Origin of the sequence: Pseudomonas sp. KBN10P06128 (genome assembly GCF_037574945.1) — a bacterium.
Classification (GTDB): Bacteria; Pseudomonadota; Gammaproteobacteria; order Pseudomonadales; family Pseudomonadaceae; genus Pseudomonas; species Pseudomonas aeruginosa.
The window spans coordinates 522,218-539,942 of record NZ_JBBELR010000001.1 but is presented as its reverse complement, the minus strand read 5'-3'; the positions used below and the strand labels follow the sequence as shown (position 1 = coordinate 539,942).

Sequence of the window (17,725 nt, the reverse complement as noted above, 5' to 3'; positions counted from 1 at the left end):
AAGGTTGATAAGGTCAACTAAAATAAGCAAAATAGTTGACTGGATCAACCACATTTACATTAGGTTTACTCGGCCAAACCAATGAACTACCCCGTGAATCCCGACCTGATGCCCGCGCTGATGGCGGTCTTCCAGCATGTACGGACGCGCATCCAGAGCGAGCTCGATTGCCAGCGACTCGACCTGACCCCGCCCGACGTCCATGTATTGAAGCTTATCGACGAACAACGCGGGCTGAACCTGCAGGACCTGGGACGCCAGATGTGCCGCGACAAGGCACTGATCACCCGGAAGATCCGCGAGCTGGAGGGAAGAAACCTGGTCCGCCGCGAGCGCAACCCCAGCGACCAGCGCAGCTTCCAGCTCTTCCTCACCGACGAGGGGCTGGCCATCCACCAGCATGCGGAAGCCATCATGTCACGCGTGCATGACGAGTTGTTTGCCCCGCTCACCCCGGAGGAACAAGCCACCCTGGTGCATCTCCTCGACCAATGCCTGGCCGCGCAACCGCTTGAGGATATTTAAGAACATTCTTTTCGAAGCACAATGAAAAACGCCGGCGATCGCCGGCGTTTTTCGTTTCAGGTATCCGCTTACTGGCGAATGCCTTCGACGGAGAGCAGCAGCTCGACTTCCTGGGATGCCGGGCCGAGGTCCATCTTGATGCCGAAGTCTTTCAGCTTCAGGGTGGCGCTGCCTTCGAAGCCGGCACGGTAGCCGCCCCACGGGTCGTCGCCCTGGCCGATCAGCTTGGCCTTGATGGTGACCGGCTTGGTCACGCCGTTCAGGGTCAGGTTGCCGGTGATGTCGGCGCTGTCGCCGTTGGCCTTCACTTCGGTGGATTCGAAGGTAGCGGTCGGGTTCTTGCTGACGTTGAGGAAATCACCGCTGCGCAGGTGCTTGTCACGCTCGGCATGGTTGGTGTCCACGCTGTTGGTGTTGATGGTCACCTTGACCTTGTCGGCCGACGGGTTCTTCTCGTCGAAGGTGAAGCTGCCGTCGAAGTCGTTGAAGCGGCCGTACAGCCAGCTATAGCCCAGGTGCTTGATGCGGAACTCGATGAAGGCGTGCTGGCCTTCCTTGTCGATCTTGTAGTCCGCGGCCATTGCCTGGCCGGCGGTGAACAGTGCGGAGCCGAGCGCCAGCGCGGCAAGGGTCTTCTTCAGCATGGACATTCTCCTTAACGTGGTTGTTGATCATTCGACGAGCGACCGAGCATGCGCTTTAGGGTCGGGTCGCGGTCGACGAAGTGATGCTTGAGGGCGGCCAGGGCATGGAGGACGGCGAAGACCACCAGCGCCCAGGCCAGGTAGAGATGGATTTCACCCGCGACGTCCGCCTGGTCGGGCAGCCCGCTGAGGGTCGCCGGCACGGAGAACCAGCCGAATACGCTGATCGGTTCGCCGTCGGCGGTGGAAATCAGGTAGCCCGCGACGATCACCGCCAGCAGCAGCCCGTACAGCGCGAGGTGGCCGAGCTTGCTCGCTACCCGCGTGAGCGGACCGTGGTTGACCGGCGCCGGCGGCGGCGGGCTGACGAAACGCCAGACGATCCGCACCAGCAGGGCGATGGCCAGCAGGATGCCGATGCTTTTATGCAGCGCCGGCGCGGGGTGGTACCAGGGGTCGTAATAGCTCAGTTCGCGCATCCACAGGCCCAGGCCGAACAGGCCGAAGACCACCAGCGCGCTGCCCCAGTGCAGGAACAGGCTGAATACGCCGTAACGGGATGAGGTATTGCGCCACTGCATGAAAAACTTCCTTGAAAAGCGAAGCCTCAAGACTAGCGGCAAATCCATCGAGTTAAAGCAGAAAATTCTGCTTTGAAACATCGATTCACAAGATAGGTTCGCAGGCTAAGAAAAAACCCTGGATTGCGCTGCGAACCGGGAAGCGCAAGGCGCCGGAGCTTCCGGCGCCGGCGAAGGGGATCAATCGAACAGGCGGGTGAACCAGGCGAACGGGTTCTTCTTCTCGCCGCCGGTCGTCGGTGCGGCTACCTTCTCGGCCTTCGCCACCATCGGTGCGCCCTCGATCACCGGAGTCTTGCCGGCGTACAGGTCGCGCACCTGGCTGGCGGCGCGCTTGCCGCTGCGCAGCGCCCCCTCGATGGTGCCGGGGTACAGCGCATCGGTGTGCTCGCCGGCGAAGGCGACCCGCGACAGCGGCTGTTCCCAGATCCGCCAGAAGCGCGTCACCTGGCCCGGACCGTAGGCCAGGTAGGAACCGCCGGTGCCCGGGTCGGCGCTGTAGCGACGAATTTCGTAGCCGGCGAAGGCACCGCGCATCTTCGGATAGAACTTGTTCATGCGGATCAGCACCTGGTCGACCATCTGCCGGTCGCCGAAAGCCTGCAGCACGCGGGCGTTGTCGCCGGACAGGTTGATCAGCACGTTGGCGCCGCCTTTCAGCGCCGGCTCGACCCAGATCATGCCCAGGCCCTGGTCGCTGAAGATCTCGCCGGAGAGGCGCGACTTGTCGTCCCACACCGGGCGCTTGAACTTCAGCAGGATCTGGTCGCGCCAGCCATAGTTGGTGCCCTTCAGCGCGGACATCTGGGTACCGCTCAGGGACGGGGTCATCTGGATCTGGCCGAGCGCCTTCAGCGGCACGGCGAGAACCACGTAGTCGGCCTTGTAGGTCTCGCTGCCGGCCTTGACGGCGACGCCGTCCTTGGCCTGGACGATGCTCGACACCTTGGATTTGGTCTTGATCGTCTTGATCTGCTTGACGAAGGCTTCCGCCAGCACCTGGCTGCCGCCGGGCAGGCGCGCCGCGCGCAGGTCGCGGTCGTCGACGCCACGGTAGGCGCGGCCCTGCTGGGCGAGGTAGAGCAGCGACAGGCGCGACGGTTCGTCGTAGCGCGAGCGGATACGCTGGTTGACCAGCAGGCGCGCGGTCGGCGACAGGTTCAGCTTGTCCAGCCAGCGCGCGGCGTTCATCTGGTCGAGGGCGAACAGGGTATTGCTCGAGGCGGGGTTGAGCGGATCGGAGATCGATGCCGAGAGATCGTCCAGGGTCGACTCGAAGCGCTTGAGGTCGGCGGCGACGTTCGGCTGCTTGAGCGCGAGATCGCTGCTGCTGTAGTACAGGCCGTCGATCAGGTAGCTGGGGGTGCGGACGAAGTCCGGCGCCGGCACCGGCTTCAGCTTGAAGGTGTCCAGGTAGGCATTGAGCGTGGGCTGGACCTTCTGGTTGCCGACCCATTCGCTGGTGGCCAGGCCGGAACGCCCGCCCACCTGCGGCCGCGCCTCGAGCACCGTGACCTGCCAGCCGTCCTTCTGCAATTCGTAGGCCGCGCTCAGGCCTGCCAGGCCCGCGCCGACGACGATCGCCGTAGGCTGTCTATCCTTGCCCAGCGCCATCGCGCTGAACACCCCCAACATGAGAAACGCCGCGGCGCGCAGCCACCTTAACGACATACCGGACTCCCCAGAAAAAAAGCAAAGACGCAACGGCGCGCAGCATACGCCAGAGCCGTTTGGGCCACCATAGGAGTCCGTCGGCGGCTGCTGTCGGATGTGTCCCAACCCACCGGGTTGTTCATCTCACCCCCATTGCATAGGCTTTGCCGATCGATCCGAGGAGACAGCCCATGGGCCTTAACGCCGACTGGATGCAGCGCGACCTGAACGTACTCTGGCATCCCTGTACCCAGATGAAAGACCACGAACGCCTGCCGGTGATCCCGATCCGCCGCGGCGAAGGCGTCTGGCTGGAGGATTTCGAAGGCAAGCGCTACATCGACGCGGTCAGTTCCTGGTGGGTCAATGTGTTCGGCCACGCCAACCCGCGCATCAACCAGCGCATCAAGGACCAGGTCGACCAGTTGGAGCACGTGATCCTCGCCGGATTCAGCCACCAGCCGGTGATCGAGCTGTCGGAGCGACTGGTGAAGATCACCCCGCCGGGGCTCGACCGGGTGTTCTACGCCGACAGCGGCTCGGCGGGCATCGAGGTCGCGCTGAAGATGAGCTACCACTTCTGGCTCAATAGCGGCAGGCCGCGCAAGAAGCGCTTCGTCACCCTGACCAACAGCTACCACGGCGAAACCATCGCGGCGATGTCGGTGGGCGACGTGGCGCTGTTCACCGAAACCTACAAGTCGCTGCTGCTGGACACCATCAAGGTGCCCAGCCCGGACTGCTTCCTGCGTCCGGACGGCATGTGCTGGGAAGAGCATTCGCGGAACATGTTCGCCCACATGGAGCGCACCCTGGCCGAAGGGCACGACGAGATCGCCGCGGTCATCATCGAACCGCTGATCCAGGGCGCCGGCGGCATGCGCATGTACCATCCGGTCTACCTCAAGCTGCTGCGCGAAGCCTGCGACCGCTATGGCGTGCACCTGATCCACGACGAGATCGCGGTGGGCTTCGGCCGCACCGGGACGATGTTCGCCTGCGAGCAGGCCGGCATCGCCCCGGATTTCCTCTGCCTGTCCAAGGCCCTCACCGGCGGCTACCTGCCGATGTCCGCGGTGCTGACCAGCGAGACCATCTACCGGGGCTTCTACGACGACTACCAGACCCTGCGCGCCTTCCTCCACTCGCACACCTATACCGGCAACCCGCTGGCCTGCGCCGCCGCCCTGGCGACCCTGGACATCTTCGAGGAAGACAAGGTGATCGAGGCCAACCGCGCGCTGTCCACCCACATGGCCAGGGCCACCGCGCACCTGGCCGACCACCCGCATGTCGCCGAGGTGCGCCAGACCGGGATGGTCCTGGCCATCGAAATGGTCCAGGACAAGGCGTCCAGGACGCCCTACCCCTGGCAGGAGCGCCGCGGCCTGAAGGTCTTCCAGCATGGCCTGGAGCGCGGCGCGCTGCTGCGCCCGCTGGGCAGCGTGGTGTATTTCCTGCCGCCCTACGTGATTACCCCGGAGCAGATCGACTTCCTCGCCGAGGTGGCCAGCGAAGGCATCGACATCGCCACCCGCGACGCGGTCAGCGTGGCGGTCAGCGACTTCCACCCGGACCACCGCGATCCGGGCTGAACGTCGCCGCCCCTTCGTCCCGAGGGGGCCGGTTCCAGCGCCCCGCGGCAGGCAGTAAACTGCGCGCCTGTCGCCACTACCCTCGAATCGCCATGCGCCTGTCCCGCTTCTTCGTCGACCAGCCCCTCGCCCTCGGCCAGCACGACCTGCCCGAGACCCAGGCCCACTACATCGGCCGCGTGCTGCGGCACGCCACGGGCGACGCCGTGCAACTGTTCGACGGCAGCGGCCGGGAATACCTCGGCGAGCTGGTCGAGGTCGGCAAGAAGAATGTCCGCGTCGAACTCCGCGAGCAGTTCGCCGGCCAGCCCGACTCGCCCCTGCGTATCCACCTGGGGCAAGGCCTGTCGCGCGGCGAGCGGATGGACTGGGCGATCCAGAAGGCCACCGAGCTGGGGGTGGCGGAAATCACCCCGATCGTCAGCGAGCGTTGCGAAGTGCGCCTGAAGGACGAGCGCGCCGACAAGCGCCTGCAACACTGGCGCCAGGTGGCGATCAGCGCCTGCGAGCAGTGCGGCCGTTCGAGCCTGCCGCTGATCCATCCGCCGCTGGCCCTGGAGGACTGGCTGCGCGGGCGGGACGATGACCTCAGGCTGGTCCTGCACCCAGTAGCCGCCCCCCTGGCCAGCCATGCGCCGCCGTCGCGCCTGGCCTTCCTGGTGGGTCCCGAAGGCGGCCTGAGCGATGCCGAGGTCGAGCAGGCGCAGGCGGCCGGTTTCCACGCCGCGCGCCTCGGCCCGCGAGTGCTGCGCACCGAGACCGCGCCGGTGGTAGCGTTGGCGGTGGCCCAGCAACTCTGGGGCGACTTCGCCTGATATCTCTCCCGCCGCTTTACAACGGCGACAGCCAGTGAATACCGTTGCGCAACCCCCTTCGCAACGGATCGCACGCATGGACACGCCCGTTACCTTCGATTGGAAGATCCGCCTGCCCGACGTGCTCGGCGTACTCCGCCGAGACTATGCCGGACGCTTCCCGCAGTTGGCCTCCGCCGCACTGGAGACGCTGCTGGAGCGCCTGCGCGACGACCTTCCCGAGGATTTCCTGCCAGCCCTCGGCCAGGAGCTGGAATCCCTGGGACTGGCGTTGGTGGAACGCCTGGACGAAGACGACAGCCTGAACCTGTATGTGGTCGGCGCCACCCACAGCCGGCGCCTCTTCGATGCGCTCGCAGCGCAGGGCCACAACGCCCGCACGCTGCGCCAGGAAGACGCCCCCGAGGGCGCCCGGGCGGCCCTCCCCGCCGCCGCGCCGGCCGGCCTGGCGCCGGCTTCGGCCTACATCTGCCTCGAACACGCCGAGCACCTGGCGCCCGGCCTGGCCATCGCCCGCCTGCCGGGCGAGGACAGCCGCAACCTGCTGGACCTGCGCCAATGGCCCAGGCTGCAACGCCTGCCCGATGGCGCGGAGGAAACCCAGGGCGCGTTGCTCTGCCGGGCCAGTTCGGCGGACGGCCTGCACGCCTGGGTCAGGATGACCCGTTCGGGAAGCCCCTACGCCTGGCTGCATCGCTCCCGCGACCTCGCCTCGTTGACGCCCGAACTACCGCCCTTGCCGCTGCCGCCGGCGCAGTCGTTGCGCCAACGCCGCACCCCGGAACTTGCCATCGGCCTGGCCGGGGACGACCTGCTCCTGGCCGACCGCGGCCTGCTCTTCCTCTATCCGGGCTTCGCCCAGGGCAACGACGAACCGCGGTTGCTCTTCGAGGTGCCGCAAGCGCGGCGCTCCATCGAGAATCCGCCGGCGGTCTTCACCACTCCGGACCAGCGCGTCTGCCTGCTCTCCCGCGGGCAGTTCTTCGAATGGCGCGAGGCACGCATCCAGCCCCTGCCGTTCCCCGTCGGCAAGGATCTGCCCGCCGATCCGGCGCAACCGACCTCGGCGGCGCCCGGGACCATCGTCTGGCTGGAGCGTGAAACGCTCTGCGAAGGCCGGCTCGACAGCGGCGAGATCCGCAGCCACTCGCTGGACGGCCTGGCCGAAGGTCCCTACCTGAAGCTCCAGGCCCTGGACGGAGGCTGGCTGCTCCTGGCACCGTGGCTGGAACCGCATCGCTCGCGGGACCTCGCCCAGCTCTGGCACCTCGAATCCGGCCGGGCGCTGCGCATCCGCTACGGCGAACTGGACCTGGAGGGCGGACTACAGCACTGGGCGGAGCTGCCCGACGGCCGGATCGTCGTCGGCGACCATGCCCGGCATGTCGACCTCGGCAGGTTCGAAAGCCTGCGCCAACGCCTGCTGCGGCGGCGCCTGGCGCCGGCCTGAGGCGCGGCTACAGCCCGCGCAGCGCCAGTCCCGCCAGGCCGAGCAGGAGCACGCCGCAACCGGCGTAGCTGACGCGGTGCCAGAACAGCGAGGTGTTACGCCGCAGCCAGTCCACCAGCGCCGCGCAGCAAAAGCACCAGATCAGCGACGAGAGCATGAAACCGGCGAAGAACACCAGCGACTGCGCCTGGTTCGGCGTGCCGTCGACGATCCCCGCCAGGGCGCTGCCGAGGGCGCCCCAATAGACCACGTTCTTCGGGTTGGACAGGGAGATCGCCGCGCCGGCGCCGAAGGCGTTGCGCCCCTGCTCGCCGGCATCCTCCGCCGCCAGCGGCGGACTCCAGGCGTCGCGCAAGCCTTGCACGCCGAGCCAGGCCAGGTAGGCGGCACAGGCCAGGGTCAGGGGAATCCGCACCTGTTCGTAGCCCAGCAGCAGCGCCAGCCCGGTGAGCCCGAGCAGGGCCCAGACGGCATCGCCGATCAGCGACCCCAGTTGCACCAGCAACGCCGGGCGGAAGCCGCCGGTCAAACCGCGGCGCAGCGTTTCGCTGAACACCGCGCCAGGGGAAACATTGAAGGCGAAACCGAACAGCAGGGCGGCGAGGAAGATGGCGAGCATGGAACGACGACTCCGTGGTGGGTCGTCGGATTATCCCGGCCGGCGGCGGCGCCGACTTGAACCGGATTGCGCAGTTCAGCCGCGCACGGCGCGCTGGTAGCGGCCCGGCGAAATGCCGTAGGCGCTGGTGAAGTAACGGGTCAGGTGGCTCTGGTCGGCGAAGCCCAGGGCGTGGGCCACCTCGCCCACCGCCAGGCCACGGCGTAACAGGCCGAGGGCGCGGCGGGTGCGCAATTGCATGCTCCACTGTCGCGGGCTGAGCCCGGTGGCCTTCTTGAACGCCCGCAGCAGGTGGTATTTCGACAGGCCCACCTGCTCCGCCATCCCATCCAGGTCCGGCGGCTCGGCCAGGCGCTCGGCGAGCAGCGCCTGCAGGCGGGCGACAGCCGGGCGCCCAGGATCGGCCCTCTGCGGCAGGCGGGTGCCGCTCGCCGCCAGCAGGCGGCCGAGGAACTCCAGCAGGCGCTCCTCGCCCCGTTCGCGGGCGAAGCGGTCGCTGGCCAGCAAGGCTTCGATGCTGGCGGCCAACTCGCGGCCCAGCGCCGGATTGCGCAGCAGCGGGCGGTCGAACTCGACGAAGGAAAGATCCAGGCTGCTCGCCAGTTCGGCGGCAGGCAGATAGAGGCTGGCGAAGCGCCAGGGCTGGCCGTCGCGGACGCCGCCGCCCTGGATCTGCCCCGGGTTGTAGAGGGTCAGGTCGCCGCTGTCGGCCTGGAAGGTACGGCCATCCAGCCAGACATCTTCCAATCCGCAGAGGTTGGCGCTGATGACGAACTCGTCGTGGCTGTGCTTCTCGAAGCGGTGCCCGGCCAGGCTGGCGCTGGCGACCTCGAGGGAGGCGCCGATCCGCGCGTGTTGCAGGCCGGCCATGGACGGCTCAGATCAGGCCGGCGTCGGCGAGCTTCTCTTCGAGCCCGGCCAGGTCCGGAATCCGCGCGGTTTCGCCGCCGATGTCCACCGCCGCCAGTTCCAGCGCCGCTAGCGGCGCGGCGGTGCTCGCGAGATTGGCGTCCAGCCGCACCGAGCGCGGAATGCCCTGCACCAGCAGGGCGAGGAATTTCACATGGGGTCGTCCGCCGAGGGCGTTGATGACCACCACCCGCGCGCTGCTGCCGAGTACCGGCTGCTGTTCGCCGCTGGAGGCCGCCTCGAAGGACAGCAGCGGCAGGCGCAGGTCGCGCCAGGCCACCTGGCCCAGGTACCACTGCGGCACGCCGGCGGCGACCTGCGGGTTGCGATAGGCGATCAGTTCGGCCACGGCGACGTTGGGCAACAGCAGGGTGCGGTCGCTCAGCGGCAGGAGCAGCCCGGTGAGGCTGTCCGGGGTCGGGTTGGCTGGGGTGTTCCGGCTCATGCCATCCTGCTCGATCACGGCCTGGTTCATGTTTCGACTCCTGTCGGCGCGCAGCGTGCGGCCAGATGCTTGACCAATGCCTCGGCCAGTTCGCGGGGCTGGCATTGAAACTGCTGTAACCGGCTTCGCGCAAGCTGTCCGGCATGCTCGAACAGACGCAACTGTCGGCGCGCTGGGTCCATACCTCGCCACCCTGGCGCCGCACGTAGGCGGCAGCGGCGCTGCCGTCGCTACCCATGCCGCTGAAGACGATCACCCCGCAGTCGGGCCCGAACTGCTGGGCCAGGTTGAGCATCATCTGGTCGATGGACGGGGTGTAGGGTTCCGGCCAGGGACGCTGGCTGCATTTCAGTCGCCCATCGTGGTGGAAACCGAGTTCGTGCAGCACCGGCACCACCATGACCTCACCGCAACGCAGCGCTTCACCGTCGCGGACGTTCTTCACATGCCACTGGCTGTGCCGGCCGACTGCCTGCGGCAGGTTCTGCTCGAAGCTGGCGTCGATGTGCTGGGCATAGAGGAAGCCGATCGGCAGGCCGCCGGGCAAGGCGTCGAGAAATGCCTTCACCGCCGCCGGGCCGCCGAGCGAGGCCGCCAGCAGCCACACCTCGCGGGCCGCTTCGCCGGCCTGCAGCGGCATCGCCGCGAGGTCGCCGGGAATCTCCAGGCGCGGCGGACGCTCCTCGTCGAGCAATGCGCCGAGGCTGTCGCCAACGCCATCGCTGGGGTCGCCGATCAAGCGCTTCAGCTTGCCGATCAGCCGCCGCTCCCAGCGCGGGTAATGTTCGGTATGCCGCTCCGGCGCGTGGCCCTCGCCGAACAGCACCGGCGCACGGTCCTGCTCCAGCAGGCTGTCCAGCAGCGGCGAGTCGTCCTGCTGGGTCAGGTCCACCAGCCACAGGTCGGGCGCGCACTCCAGCGCGGCGTCGTCGACCCTGGCCGGGTCGGCGTTGAGCACCACCTCGTAGCCATGGCCGAGCAGCGCCTGTTGCAACACGTGGCGCTGCAACGAGGTGTCGGCGATCACCGCGACCCGTGGCGTGGCGCGCTCACTCATGCTGGCCGACCAGGGACTGGATGGCTTCGAGCAGCTCGGTTTCCTGGTAAGGCTTGCCGAGGTACTGGTTGACGCCGATGCCCAGCGCGCGCTCGCGGTGTTTCTCGCCGGTCCGCGAGGTGATCATGATGATCGGCAGGTTGCCCAGGCGCTCGTCGTGGCGCACCAGGGTGGCGACCTCGAAACCGTCCATGCGCGGCATCTCGATGTCCAGCAGGAGGATGTCCGGACGGTGCTCCTGGAGCTGGGCGATGGCGTCCACGCCGTCCTTCGCGGTCAGCACGTTCATGCCGTTGCGCTCCAGCAGGCGGGTGGTGACCTTGCGCACGGTGACCGAGTCGTCCACCACCATGACCAGCGGCGGCCGCTGCTGCTCGCTTTCGCTCGCCGCCATTTCCTGGCGCAGCGCCAGGCGTTCGCGACGGTTTTCCTGGCCGAGCAGCGCGTGCCGGGAGCGGATGGTCGCCAGCAGGTCGAGGATCACCACCACCCGGCCATCGCCGAGCAGGGTCGCCCCGGAAATCCCGGCGACCCCGGCGAACTGCGGTCCGAGGCTCTTCACCACGATCTCGCGGGAACCGGCCAGCGAGTCGACCTGCACCGCCACCGCATGCTCCGAGGAGCGCACCAGGATCACCGGCAAGGGCAGCGACTGGCCGACCAGCTTGGGTTCCTGGCCGTTGTTCAGCAGCTCGCCGAGGTACTTCAGTTCGTAGGACTGCCCGGCGTATTCGAAGCTGGGCGTATCCAGCCCCGCCTCGCCGCGCTGGTCGTAGAGCGCCTCCAGTTCGTAGGGCGAAACCCGCACGATGCCCTCGATGGTGTTCAGCGGCACCGCGTAGAGATCCTCGCCGGATAGCACCATCAGCGCCCGGTTCACCGACACGGTGAACGGCAGCCGCACGTTGAAGCGGGTGCCCTGGCCCGGCTCGGTCTGGATGCTCACCGAGCCGCCGAGCTGCTTGACCTCGGAGTTGGCCACGTCGAGGCCGACGCCGCGCCCGGAGATCTGGGTGACCTTTTCGGCGGTGGAGAAGCCGGACTCGAGCACGAACTGCAGCACTTCATGATCGCTGAGGTCGCTGTCGGCGCTCATCAGGCCACGCTCGATGGCCTTGCGCCGTACCGCGTCGAGGCGGATGCCGGCGCCGTCGTCGGAGAGGGTGAGGAGGATGTCGCCGCCCTCGCGGCCGATGTTCAGGCGGATCGTACCGTGCTCCGGCTTGCCCGCCGCGCGGCGTGTCTCGCCGGACTCGATGCCGTGGTCCACGGCGTTGCGCAGCATGTGCTCCAGCGGCGCGACGATGCGTTCGAGGACGGTACGATCCATCTCGCCGTCGGCGTTGCCGACCACGAACTCGACCTGCTTGCCGAGTTCGCCGGCCACCTGCCGGACGATCCGCCGCAAACGCGGTACCAGCCGATCGAACGGCACCATGCGGGTGCGCATCAGGCCTTCCTGGAGTTCGGTGTTGACCCGCGCCTGTTGCAGCAGCAGGGTCTCCGCGTCGCGGTTCTTCGCCGCCAGGGTTTCCTTCAGGTCGAGAAGGTCGGAGGCCGATTCGAAGAGTGCGCGCGAGAGCTGCTGCAACTGCGAATAGCGGTCCATTTCCAGCGGGTCGAATTCTTCGTAGCCGGCGCGTTCGGCATCGGCCTGATGACGCGAGAGGATCTGCGCCTGGGTCTCGGTGTCGAGGCGGCGCAACTGGTCGCGCACCCGCTCGATGGTGGACTCCATCTCGCCGAGGGTGAAGCCGACGTCGCTCACCTGCTGCTCGACCCGGCCGCGGAAGATCGAGGTCTCGCCCGCCAGGTTGACCAGGTTCTCCAGCAGTTCCGCCGGCACCTTCACCAGTTCCTGCGGGGCACGCCGGGAAGCGGCCTCCTGGGCCGCTTCCTGGGCCTTGCGCACGAACGGCAGGGTGGTGGCCGGGGCGGCCGGAGGCGCCGCCTCGGCCGCCATGATCGCGCCGGCCGCCGGGGCCAGGCGGGTCAGCTCGGCCAGCGCGGAGGCCACCGCGCGGTCGGTATCGTCGGCCTGGACCAACGCCTGGGCGGGCTCGGGCCGTTCACCGGCCTCGTCGTCCTCGGCCAGCTGCTCGCGCAACAGGTCGACCTGCCGCTGCAGGCCTTCCAGCCCCGACTGCGCATCCAGCAGCAGGCTGTCCGGCCACGGCGCGCCCTGTTGCTGCGCATCGGTGAGATGCTGCTCGAGGTCGTGGGCCAGGTTGCCCAGCTCGGTCTGCCCGGCCAGGCGCGCGCCGCCCTTGAGGGTGTGCAGGATCCGCAGCAGGTCGTCCAGCGGCTGGGCGTCGCCGTTGCCGCCGTCCCAGCGGCCGAGCGCCAGTTCGAGGTTCTCCAGCAGGTCGTCGGCTTCCTCGAGGAAGATGTCGAGGATCTCGCTCTCGTCGGCCGCCGCACCCTTCGCCGCCAGCGGCTTGAGGCTGACGCTGGTGGGTACGCTCAGTTGCTCGTCGGGATCGCTGCGCAGGCGCCTGATCTCCGCGATCAGCGCCTGCCCGTCGGGCAGCGTGCGATGGCCACGCACCGCCTCGAGCATCTCGGCCAGCTCGTCGTGGCAGCGCTGCAGCAGGCCGAACAAGGCTGGGCTGGCGCGCAGGCGTCCGCCGCAGAGGCCTTCGTAGAGGAATTCAAGCTCATGGGCGAGGTCGCCGATCTCGCCGATCTCGGCCATCCGCGCACCGCCCTTGAGGGTATGCAGGTCGCGCTGCAAGGCTTCCAGTTCGATGGTGTTGTCGACGTCGTCGATCCAGCGCTGCAACGCGGCGGCAGCGCTGTCGAGGATATCGAAGCCTTCCTCGAGGAAGATCTCCACCAGTTCGGGATCGCGCTCTTCGAACGCCTCCGCAGCGGGCGGCTGCGTCGCGGCAGGCGCGGCGGGCTCCTCGACGGCCGGTGCAACGAGTTCCTCGACGGGGCTTTCCGCCTCGCCCGGTGTCGCGGCCTCGGCCAGCGGGCCCTGGCGGAACCGGCGGATCGCCTGGATAAGGTCGTCCGGGTCGGCCAGGGGCTGGCCGGCGCTCAACTGGTCGAGCTGTTCGGCCAGGCGGTCGTGACAGGCTTGCAGCAATCCGGCCAGTTGCGGGGAGTGCTGGTAACGGCGGTCGACCAGTCCTTCATAGAGGGCCTCCAGCTCGTGGGCCAGGTCGCCGATCTCGGCGATCTCGGCCATTCGTGCGCCGCCCTTGAGGGTGTGCAGGTCGCGCTGCAGGGCGCTGAGCGAAGACAGCGCGCCCGGCTCGGCCTGCCATTGGGCCAGTGCCTGGCCGGCGCTTTCGAGGATGTCCACCGCCTCTTCGAGGAAGATCGACACCATTTCCTCGTCCAGCTCGCGGCCGGGAGCCGGTGCAGGCGCTGCCGGTACGGTCTCCTCGGCAGGCGTCCCGGCCTCTTCGAAGACCGCCTCGGGGAGGGCCAGTTCTTCGTCTTCCGGGGGGAAATCGTCGGCGCCTAGGCTCTCCGGGTCGATGAACGGAACGGCCTCGGCGGCGGGCGCTTCCAACAGTTCCTGCAGGGCCGCGACCCGCTCCGGACGCGGCGTGACCTGCAGGCCGGCGGCGACCTGGTCCATCATCCCGATCAGCGCCTCATGGGCCTGGCGGGCTTCCTCGAAGAACGCCGGGCTGACCGCCAGGCGGCCTTCCTCGACGGCATCGTAGAGCGCCAGCAAGGCCTGGCAGAGTTCTTCCACCTGCGGCAGCTCGGCATGCCGGGCGCCCTGGTCCAGAGCGCTGAGTTCCTCGCGCAGCGCGCTCAGCTCCTGGCGCTCCTGCGGATGCTCGTGCCAGCGCTCGAGCAGGTCCTCGGCGTCCAGCAGGATGTCCATGCCTTCGACGAGGAACGCCTCGATCAGCAACGGATCGCGGCGCTCGCCGGCATCGCTGTAGCGCTCGGCCTCGAGCGAGGCGATGCGCTCCTGGTGCAGTGCCTCGATACGCTCCAGCAACGCGTCGCTGCCGGGGATCGGGTTCAACGGCCGGTGCGCACCGACCTGTTCCAGGCCGATGCGGAACAGTTGCTCGGCGTCGTGCAGCAACTCGGCTTCGCGCAGGTCGAAGGCGAGCAGGTTGGACTTGTATTCCTTGACCAGTTTTTCCAGCGGCGTGGCGATCTCCGCGATCGGCAGGATGCCGGCCATGTGCGCGCTGCCCTTGAGGGTATGCAGGGCACGCTGCAAGGCATCGGTGACCGGCTGCGGCAGTTCGCGGGCGCAGTCGGCGAGGAAGCCGACCAGGGCCTCGAGATGGGTCTCCGCCTCGTTGGTGAAGATCTCCAGCAGTTGCGGATCGAGCAGTTCGACGTCGCTCTGCGCCTCGGCAGCGGCCTGCGGCGCGTCGGCCAATGGCGGCGCCTGGACGCCGTTGTCCAGGCTCGACGGCTGCTCCGCCCCGGCTTCCGGCGGTACTCCGCCGTCGTCCGGCGCCGGCGGTTCCGGCAGCGGCTCGCCCTTGGACAGGGCATGCGCGGTGGCCGCCAGCAGGTCGACATCGTCGCGCTGGCGCTGGGCATTGGCGGCGAACTCCTCGACCAGCTCCGGCAACAGGGCCACGACCTGGTCCACCACTCGCTGCACCGGCTCGCTGGCGGCGATGCTGCGATCGAGCACGCGGTTGAACAGGTTCTCTATCGACCAGGCCAGTTCGCCGATCACCAGGGCACGGACCATCCGTCCGCTGCCCTTGAGGGTATGGAAGGCACGGCGTACCTCGGTCAGCGCGTCGCGGTCGTCGTGGTCGGCTTTCCAGGCCGGCAGGTAGCGGCCGAGGGTCTCCAGGACCTCGCCGGCCTCCTCGATGAAGACCTCGCGCAGTTCCTCGTCCACCGGCTCCTCGTCGGCCGGCGGCGGCAGCAGGCTGACCGGAACGTTCTGCGCCGGCGGGTTGATCGGCTGCACCGGCGCAGCCATCACCTCGGCCAGAGACAGGGCCGGCGCTGCGCTGGCGAGCGCCTCGGCGGCAGGCGGCGCCTCGGCCTCGGGCAATTGCACCTCGGGGAGATCGAGGTCGGAAAGATCCAGTTCCTCCAGGCTCGAGCCCTCCCAGGCGGACACCTCGCCCTCCGCCTCCGGCAAGGCTACATCCAGCGGCAGCGGATCGAGCGCATCGAGAACCAGCTCCTGTTCAGCGGAGCCGTCGAAAGGCTCCAGCGCCGGCAACGGCTCGAGGCTTTCCAGCGGCGCGTCGAAGGACAGCGCCGGCTCCTCCAGGCTCAGATCCAACGTCTCGTCGGCCTGCGCCGGCTGCGCCAGGTCATCGCCGAGCCCCCACGGCTCCGGCAGCGACCAGTCCGCCAGGGCCGCCGGCCCGGAGGCCGGGGCCGCATCGGCGGGCAGGTCGAGGCCGGAGAGATCGATCTCGTCGAGGCTGAAATCGTCCAGGCTGCGGGCAGGCGCCGGGGTCGACTGCGGCTGGCCGCTCTCCTCGACCACCTCCGGCAACGCCGGCGGCACTTCGGCGGAATCGTCCAGCGGCAGGTCCAGGGCCAGGTCGAGGGACGGCTCGCCGGCGTCGGGCACGACTTCGCCAAGGGTCCAGTTGTCGTCGCTGGCCAGCAGCGGGGCATCTTCCCTCGCCGCCTCGGCAGGAGTCGTGTCGGCGGGCGGTTGCTCCGCTGTCTCGGCGACCTCGACGACCGCCTCCGGCCTCTCCGGCTCGGCAGCCGGGGACTCGATGGCAGCGGGCCCGGACAGGCTGGGCTCGGCCGGGGCCGACGAATTCGGTTTCAGCGTATAGCCGAGGTTCGCCAGGCTGTCCTCGGCGACGTCGAGGATCAGGTCGCTCTGGCTGGCATGGTCCTCGCTCAGGCGCTCCAGGTAATACTCGACGCTGGTGATGGCATCGGCCAGGGTATCCAGGCTCTGCCAGTCCGGCACCGCCTTGCGCGCCAGCAGCTGTTCCTGGATATAGCGGTTGCAGGTTTCCAGCAGGGTCGCGGCGCGCTCCAGCGGGATCATCGCCAGGCCGCCGCGGACCTGGGTCAGCAGCTCCGGCACGCGGGCCAGGTGCTCGTGGTTCCACTGCGAGGCGATGAACTCGATGATCGCGTCCTTGGCCTGCTCCAGACCGTTGCGCGCTTCCTTGATCACCAACTGGTGGATCTGCGCCACATCGGTGGTGGGCAGGCGGCTTTCCTCGCTGTTGCGCTCGTCGCCGGGACCGGCCATGCCGGCCAGGGTGGCCTCGACGTAGAGCAACGCGCCGGCGACGTCCATCAGGATCGCGTCGCTCGGCTCGCGGCGGCCCTGGGCCAGGGCGTGGATGACGTCCAACTGGTCGAGGATGACCTTGCGCGGTTGGCCGAAGCCGAGTACCGCCAGGGTATCGGCGATCTGCTTGAGCGGCGCCAGGAGGGCGTCCAGTTCCGAGGGGTGGCCACGGTCGCTGCGCACGAACAGGTCGAGGCTGTCCTTGATCCGCACCAGTTCCTCGCACAACGCACCGACCACCGAACGCATCGCGTCGCGGTCGGGTCCGGCGAGGCGGGCGCGCTCGGCGTCCACCGTCTCGTGGTCGGGCAGCGCCTCGTCGAGGCGGTACTGTTCCTTCAGTGCGCGGATTCGCGGCGACTGCGAAGGCGCCTTGGCCACGTAGAACAGCAGGTTCTTCACCAGCTCGTCCGGCGCGGCCTGGTTCAGGCCGTCGGCGCCCTGCTCGACCAGGCGCTTGAGTTCGCGGTCGAGCTGGCGCAGCAGGGTGCGCACCGAGGCGCTGTTGACCACGCTACCGTTGGCCAGGCCCTCGACCAGGCCGGAAGCGATGCTCCACAGCGGCCCCAGCGGTGCCTCGCGGCACAGGCCCTCCAGGCGCGCATAGACACGCGCCAGGTAGCCGAGGCTGGTGGCCACGTCCTGGTTGCGCAGCAGGCCGACCAGGGCCATCTGCTGGGTCTGGCGCAGCTTGCGCAGCAAGCCGCCGAGTTCGTCGGTGCGCAGTTGCGCGATGGCCTCGCCGTCCAGTTGCGGCTGGCGCTGCGACAGGTCGGGCGCGAACAGGCTGGTTTCCGAGAGCAGCTTCTCGCCGCGCGCGGCGCGCAGGTCGTTGAGCAGCGGCAGGACCACCATCGGCAGGTCGCGCCGGGCGGTCTGGATCCGGTCGAGGTAGACCGGCAGTTGCAGGATCGCCTGCATCAGCACTTCCAGGGCCTCGCCCTGGTTCGGCACGCGACCGTCCAGCAAGGCCTGGACCAACTGCTCCATTTCCTCGGCGAGCAGGGCCGCGCCGTAGAACTCGACCATCTGCAGGGTGCCCTGCACCTGGTGCACGTAGGTCAGGCAGAACCGCATGCGGGTCGGGTCCTGCGGGTTCTCGACGAACGCTTCCAGCGCCTGGCGCGCCTGTTTCAGGGTTTCGGCGATCTCGCCTTTCACCCATTCCAGAGCGACGTAGTCGTGCCGGTCACCCATAGCCACTCC

Annotated in this window: 11 protein-coding genes and 1 pseudogene; 4 read left to right on the top strand and 8 right to left on the bottom strand. The window is 68.4% G+C overall.

Annotated features, from left to right (window positions below; genetic code table 11):
* Window positions 1–81 precede the first annotated feature (81 nt).
* On the top strand, window positions 82–525 hold the full coding sequence (mexR, locus tag VQ065_RS02470; RefSeq protein ID WP_004365054.1) for a MarR family transcriptional repressor MexR: 444 nt from the start codon (window positions 82–84) through the stop codon (window positions 523–525).
* A 68-nt stretch (window positions 526–593) separates the two neighbouring features.
* Here mexR and VQ065_RS02465 read toward each other — a convergent pair whose 3' ends face one another.
* The 3 genes from VQ065_RS02465 to VQ065_RS02455 all read right to left on the bottom strand — a co-directional run bounded on the left by VQ065_RS02465 (window position 594) and on the right by VQ065_RS02455 (window position 3,421).
* Entirely contained in the window at window positions 594–1,169 is a 576-nt protein-coding gene (locus tag VQ065_RS02465) for a YceI family protein (protein ID WP_003084626.1), read from the bottom strand.
* An 11-nt stretch (window positions 1,170–1,180) separates the two neighbouring features.
* The gene (locus VQ065_RS02460) at window positions 1,181–1,750 is read right to left on the bottom strand and encodes a cytochrome b (RefSeq protein ID WP_003084623.1); all 570 of its coding nucleotides are present in this window, start codon (window positions 1,748–1,750) and stop codon (window positions 1,181–1,183) included.
* Between the two features lie 180 nt (window positions 1,751–1,930).
* Entirely contained in the window at window positions 1,931–3,421 is a 1,491-nt protein-coding gene (locus tag VQ065_RS02455; protein WP_003084621.1) for a flavin monoamine oxidase family protein, read from the bottom strand.
* 173 nt (window positions 3,422–3,594) lie between these two features.
* Between VQ065_RS02455 and VQ065_RS02450 the strand changes: the two genes are divergently transcribed.
* The 3 genes from VQ065_RS02450 (at window position 3,595) to VQ065_RS02440 (ending at window position 7,263) form a co-directional block, all read left to right on the top strand.
* Window positions 3,595–4,998, top strand: coding sequence for an adenosylmethionine--8-amino-7-oxononanoate transaminase (locus VQ065_RS02450; protein WP_003084617.1), 1,404 nt, complete (start codon window positions 3,595–3,597; stop codon window positions 4,996–4,998).
* Window positions 4,999–5,090: 92 nt separating this feature from the next.
* A complete protein-coding gene (locus tag VQ065_RS02445; protein WP_003084615.1) occupies window positions 5,091–5,813 on the top strand; it encodes a 16S rRNA (uracil(1498)-N(3))-methyltransferase in 723 nt (240 codons plus the stop codon).
* A gap of 34 nt (window positions 5,814–5,847) precedes the next feature.
* Window positions 5,848–7,263: a hypothetical protein gene (locus tag VQ065_RS02440; protein ID WP_031629528.1), complete on the top strand. Its 1,416-nt coding sequence runs from the start codon at window positions 5,848–5,850 to the stop codon at window positions 7,261–7,263.
* 7 nt (window positions 7,264–7,270) lie between these two features.
* Here VQ065_RS02440 and VQ065_RS02435 read toward each other — a convergent pair whose 3' ends face one another.
* From VQ065_RS02435 to chpA, 5 genes and pseudogenes are all read right to left on the bottom strand, one after another.
* A complete protein-coding gene (locus tag VQ065_RS02435) occupies window positions 7,271–7,882 on the bottom strand; it encodes a LysE family translocator (protein ID WP_003084610.1) in 612 nt (203 codons plus the stop codon).
* 75 nt (window positions 7,883–7,957) lie between these two features.
* Window positions 7,958–8,752 carry an AraC family transcriptional regulator gene (locus VQ065_RS02430; protein WP_003084604.1) on the bottom strand — a complete coding sequence of 265 codons (795 nt, stop codon included), beginning with the start codon at window positions 8,750–8,752 and terminating at the stop codon, window positions 7,958–7,960.
* A gap of 7 nt (window positions 8,753–8,759) precedes the next feature.
* Entirely contained in the window at window positions 8,760–9,266 is a 507-nt protein-coding gene (locus VQ065_RS02425) for a chemotaxis protein CheW (protein ID WP_003084602.1), read from the bottom strand.
* Window positions 9,263–10,293: pseudogene (locus tag VQ065_RS02420) on the bottom strand (chemotaxis protein CheB). Before VQ065_RS02420 ends, VQ065_RS02425 begins: the two are co-directional and overlap by 4 nt.
* Entirely contained in the window at window positions 10,286–17,716 is a 7,431-nt protein-coding gene (gene chpA, locus VQ065_RS02415) for a chemotaxis signal transduction system protein ChpA (RefSeq protein WP_003084596.1), read from the bottom strand. Before chpA ends, VQ065_RS02420 begins: the two are co-directional and overlap by 8 nt.
* Window positions 17,717–17,725: the final 9 nt, after the last annotated feature.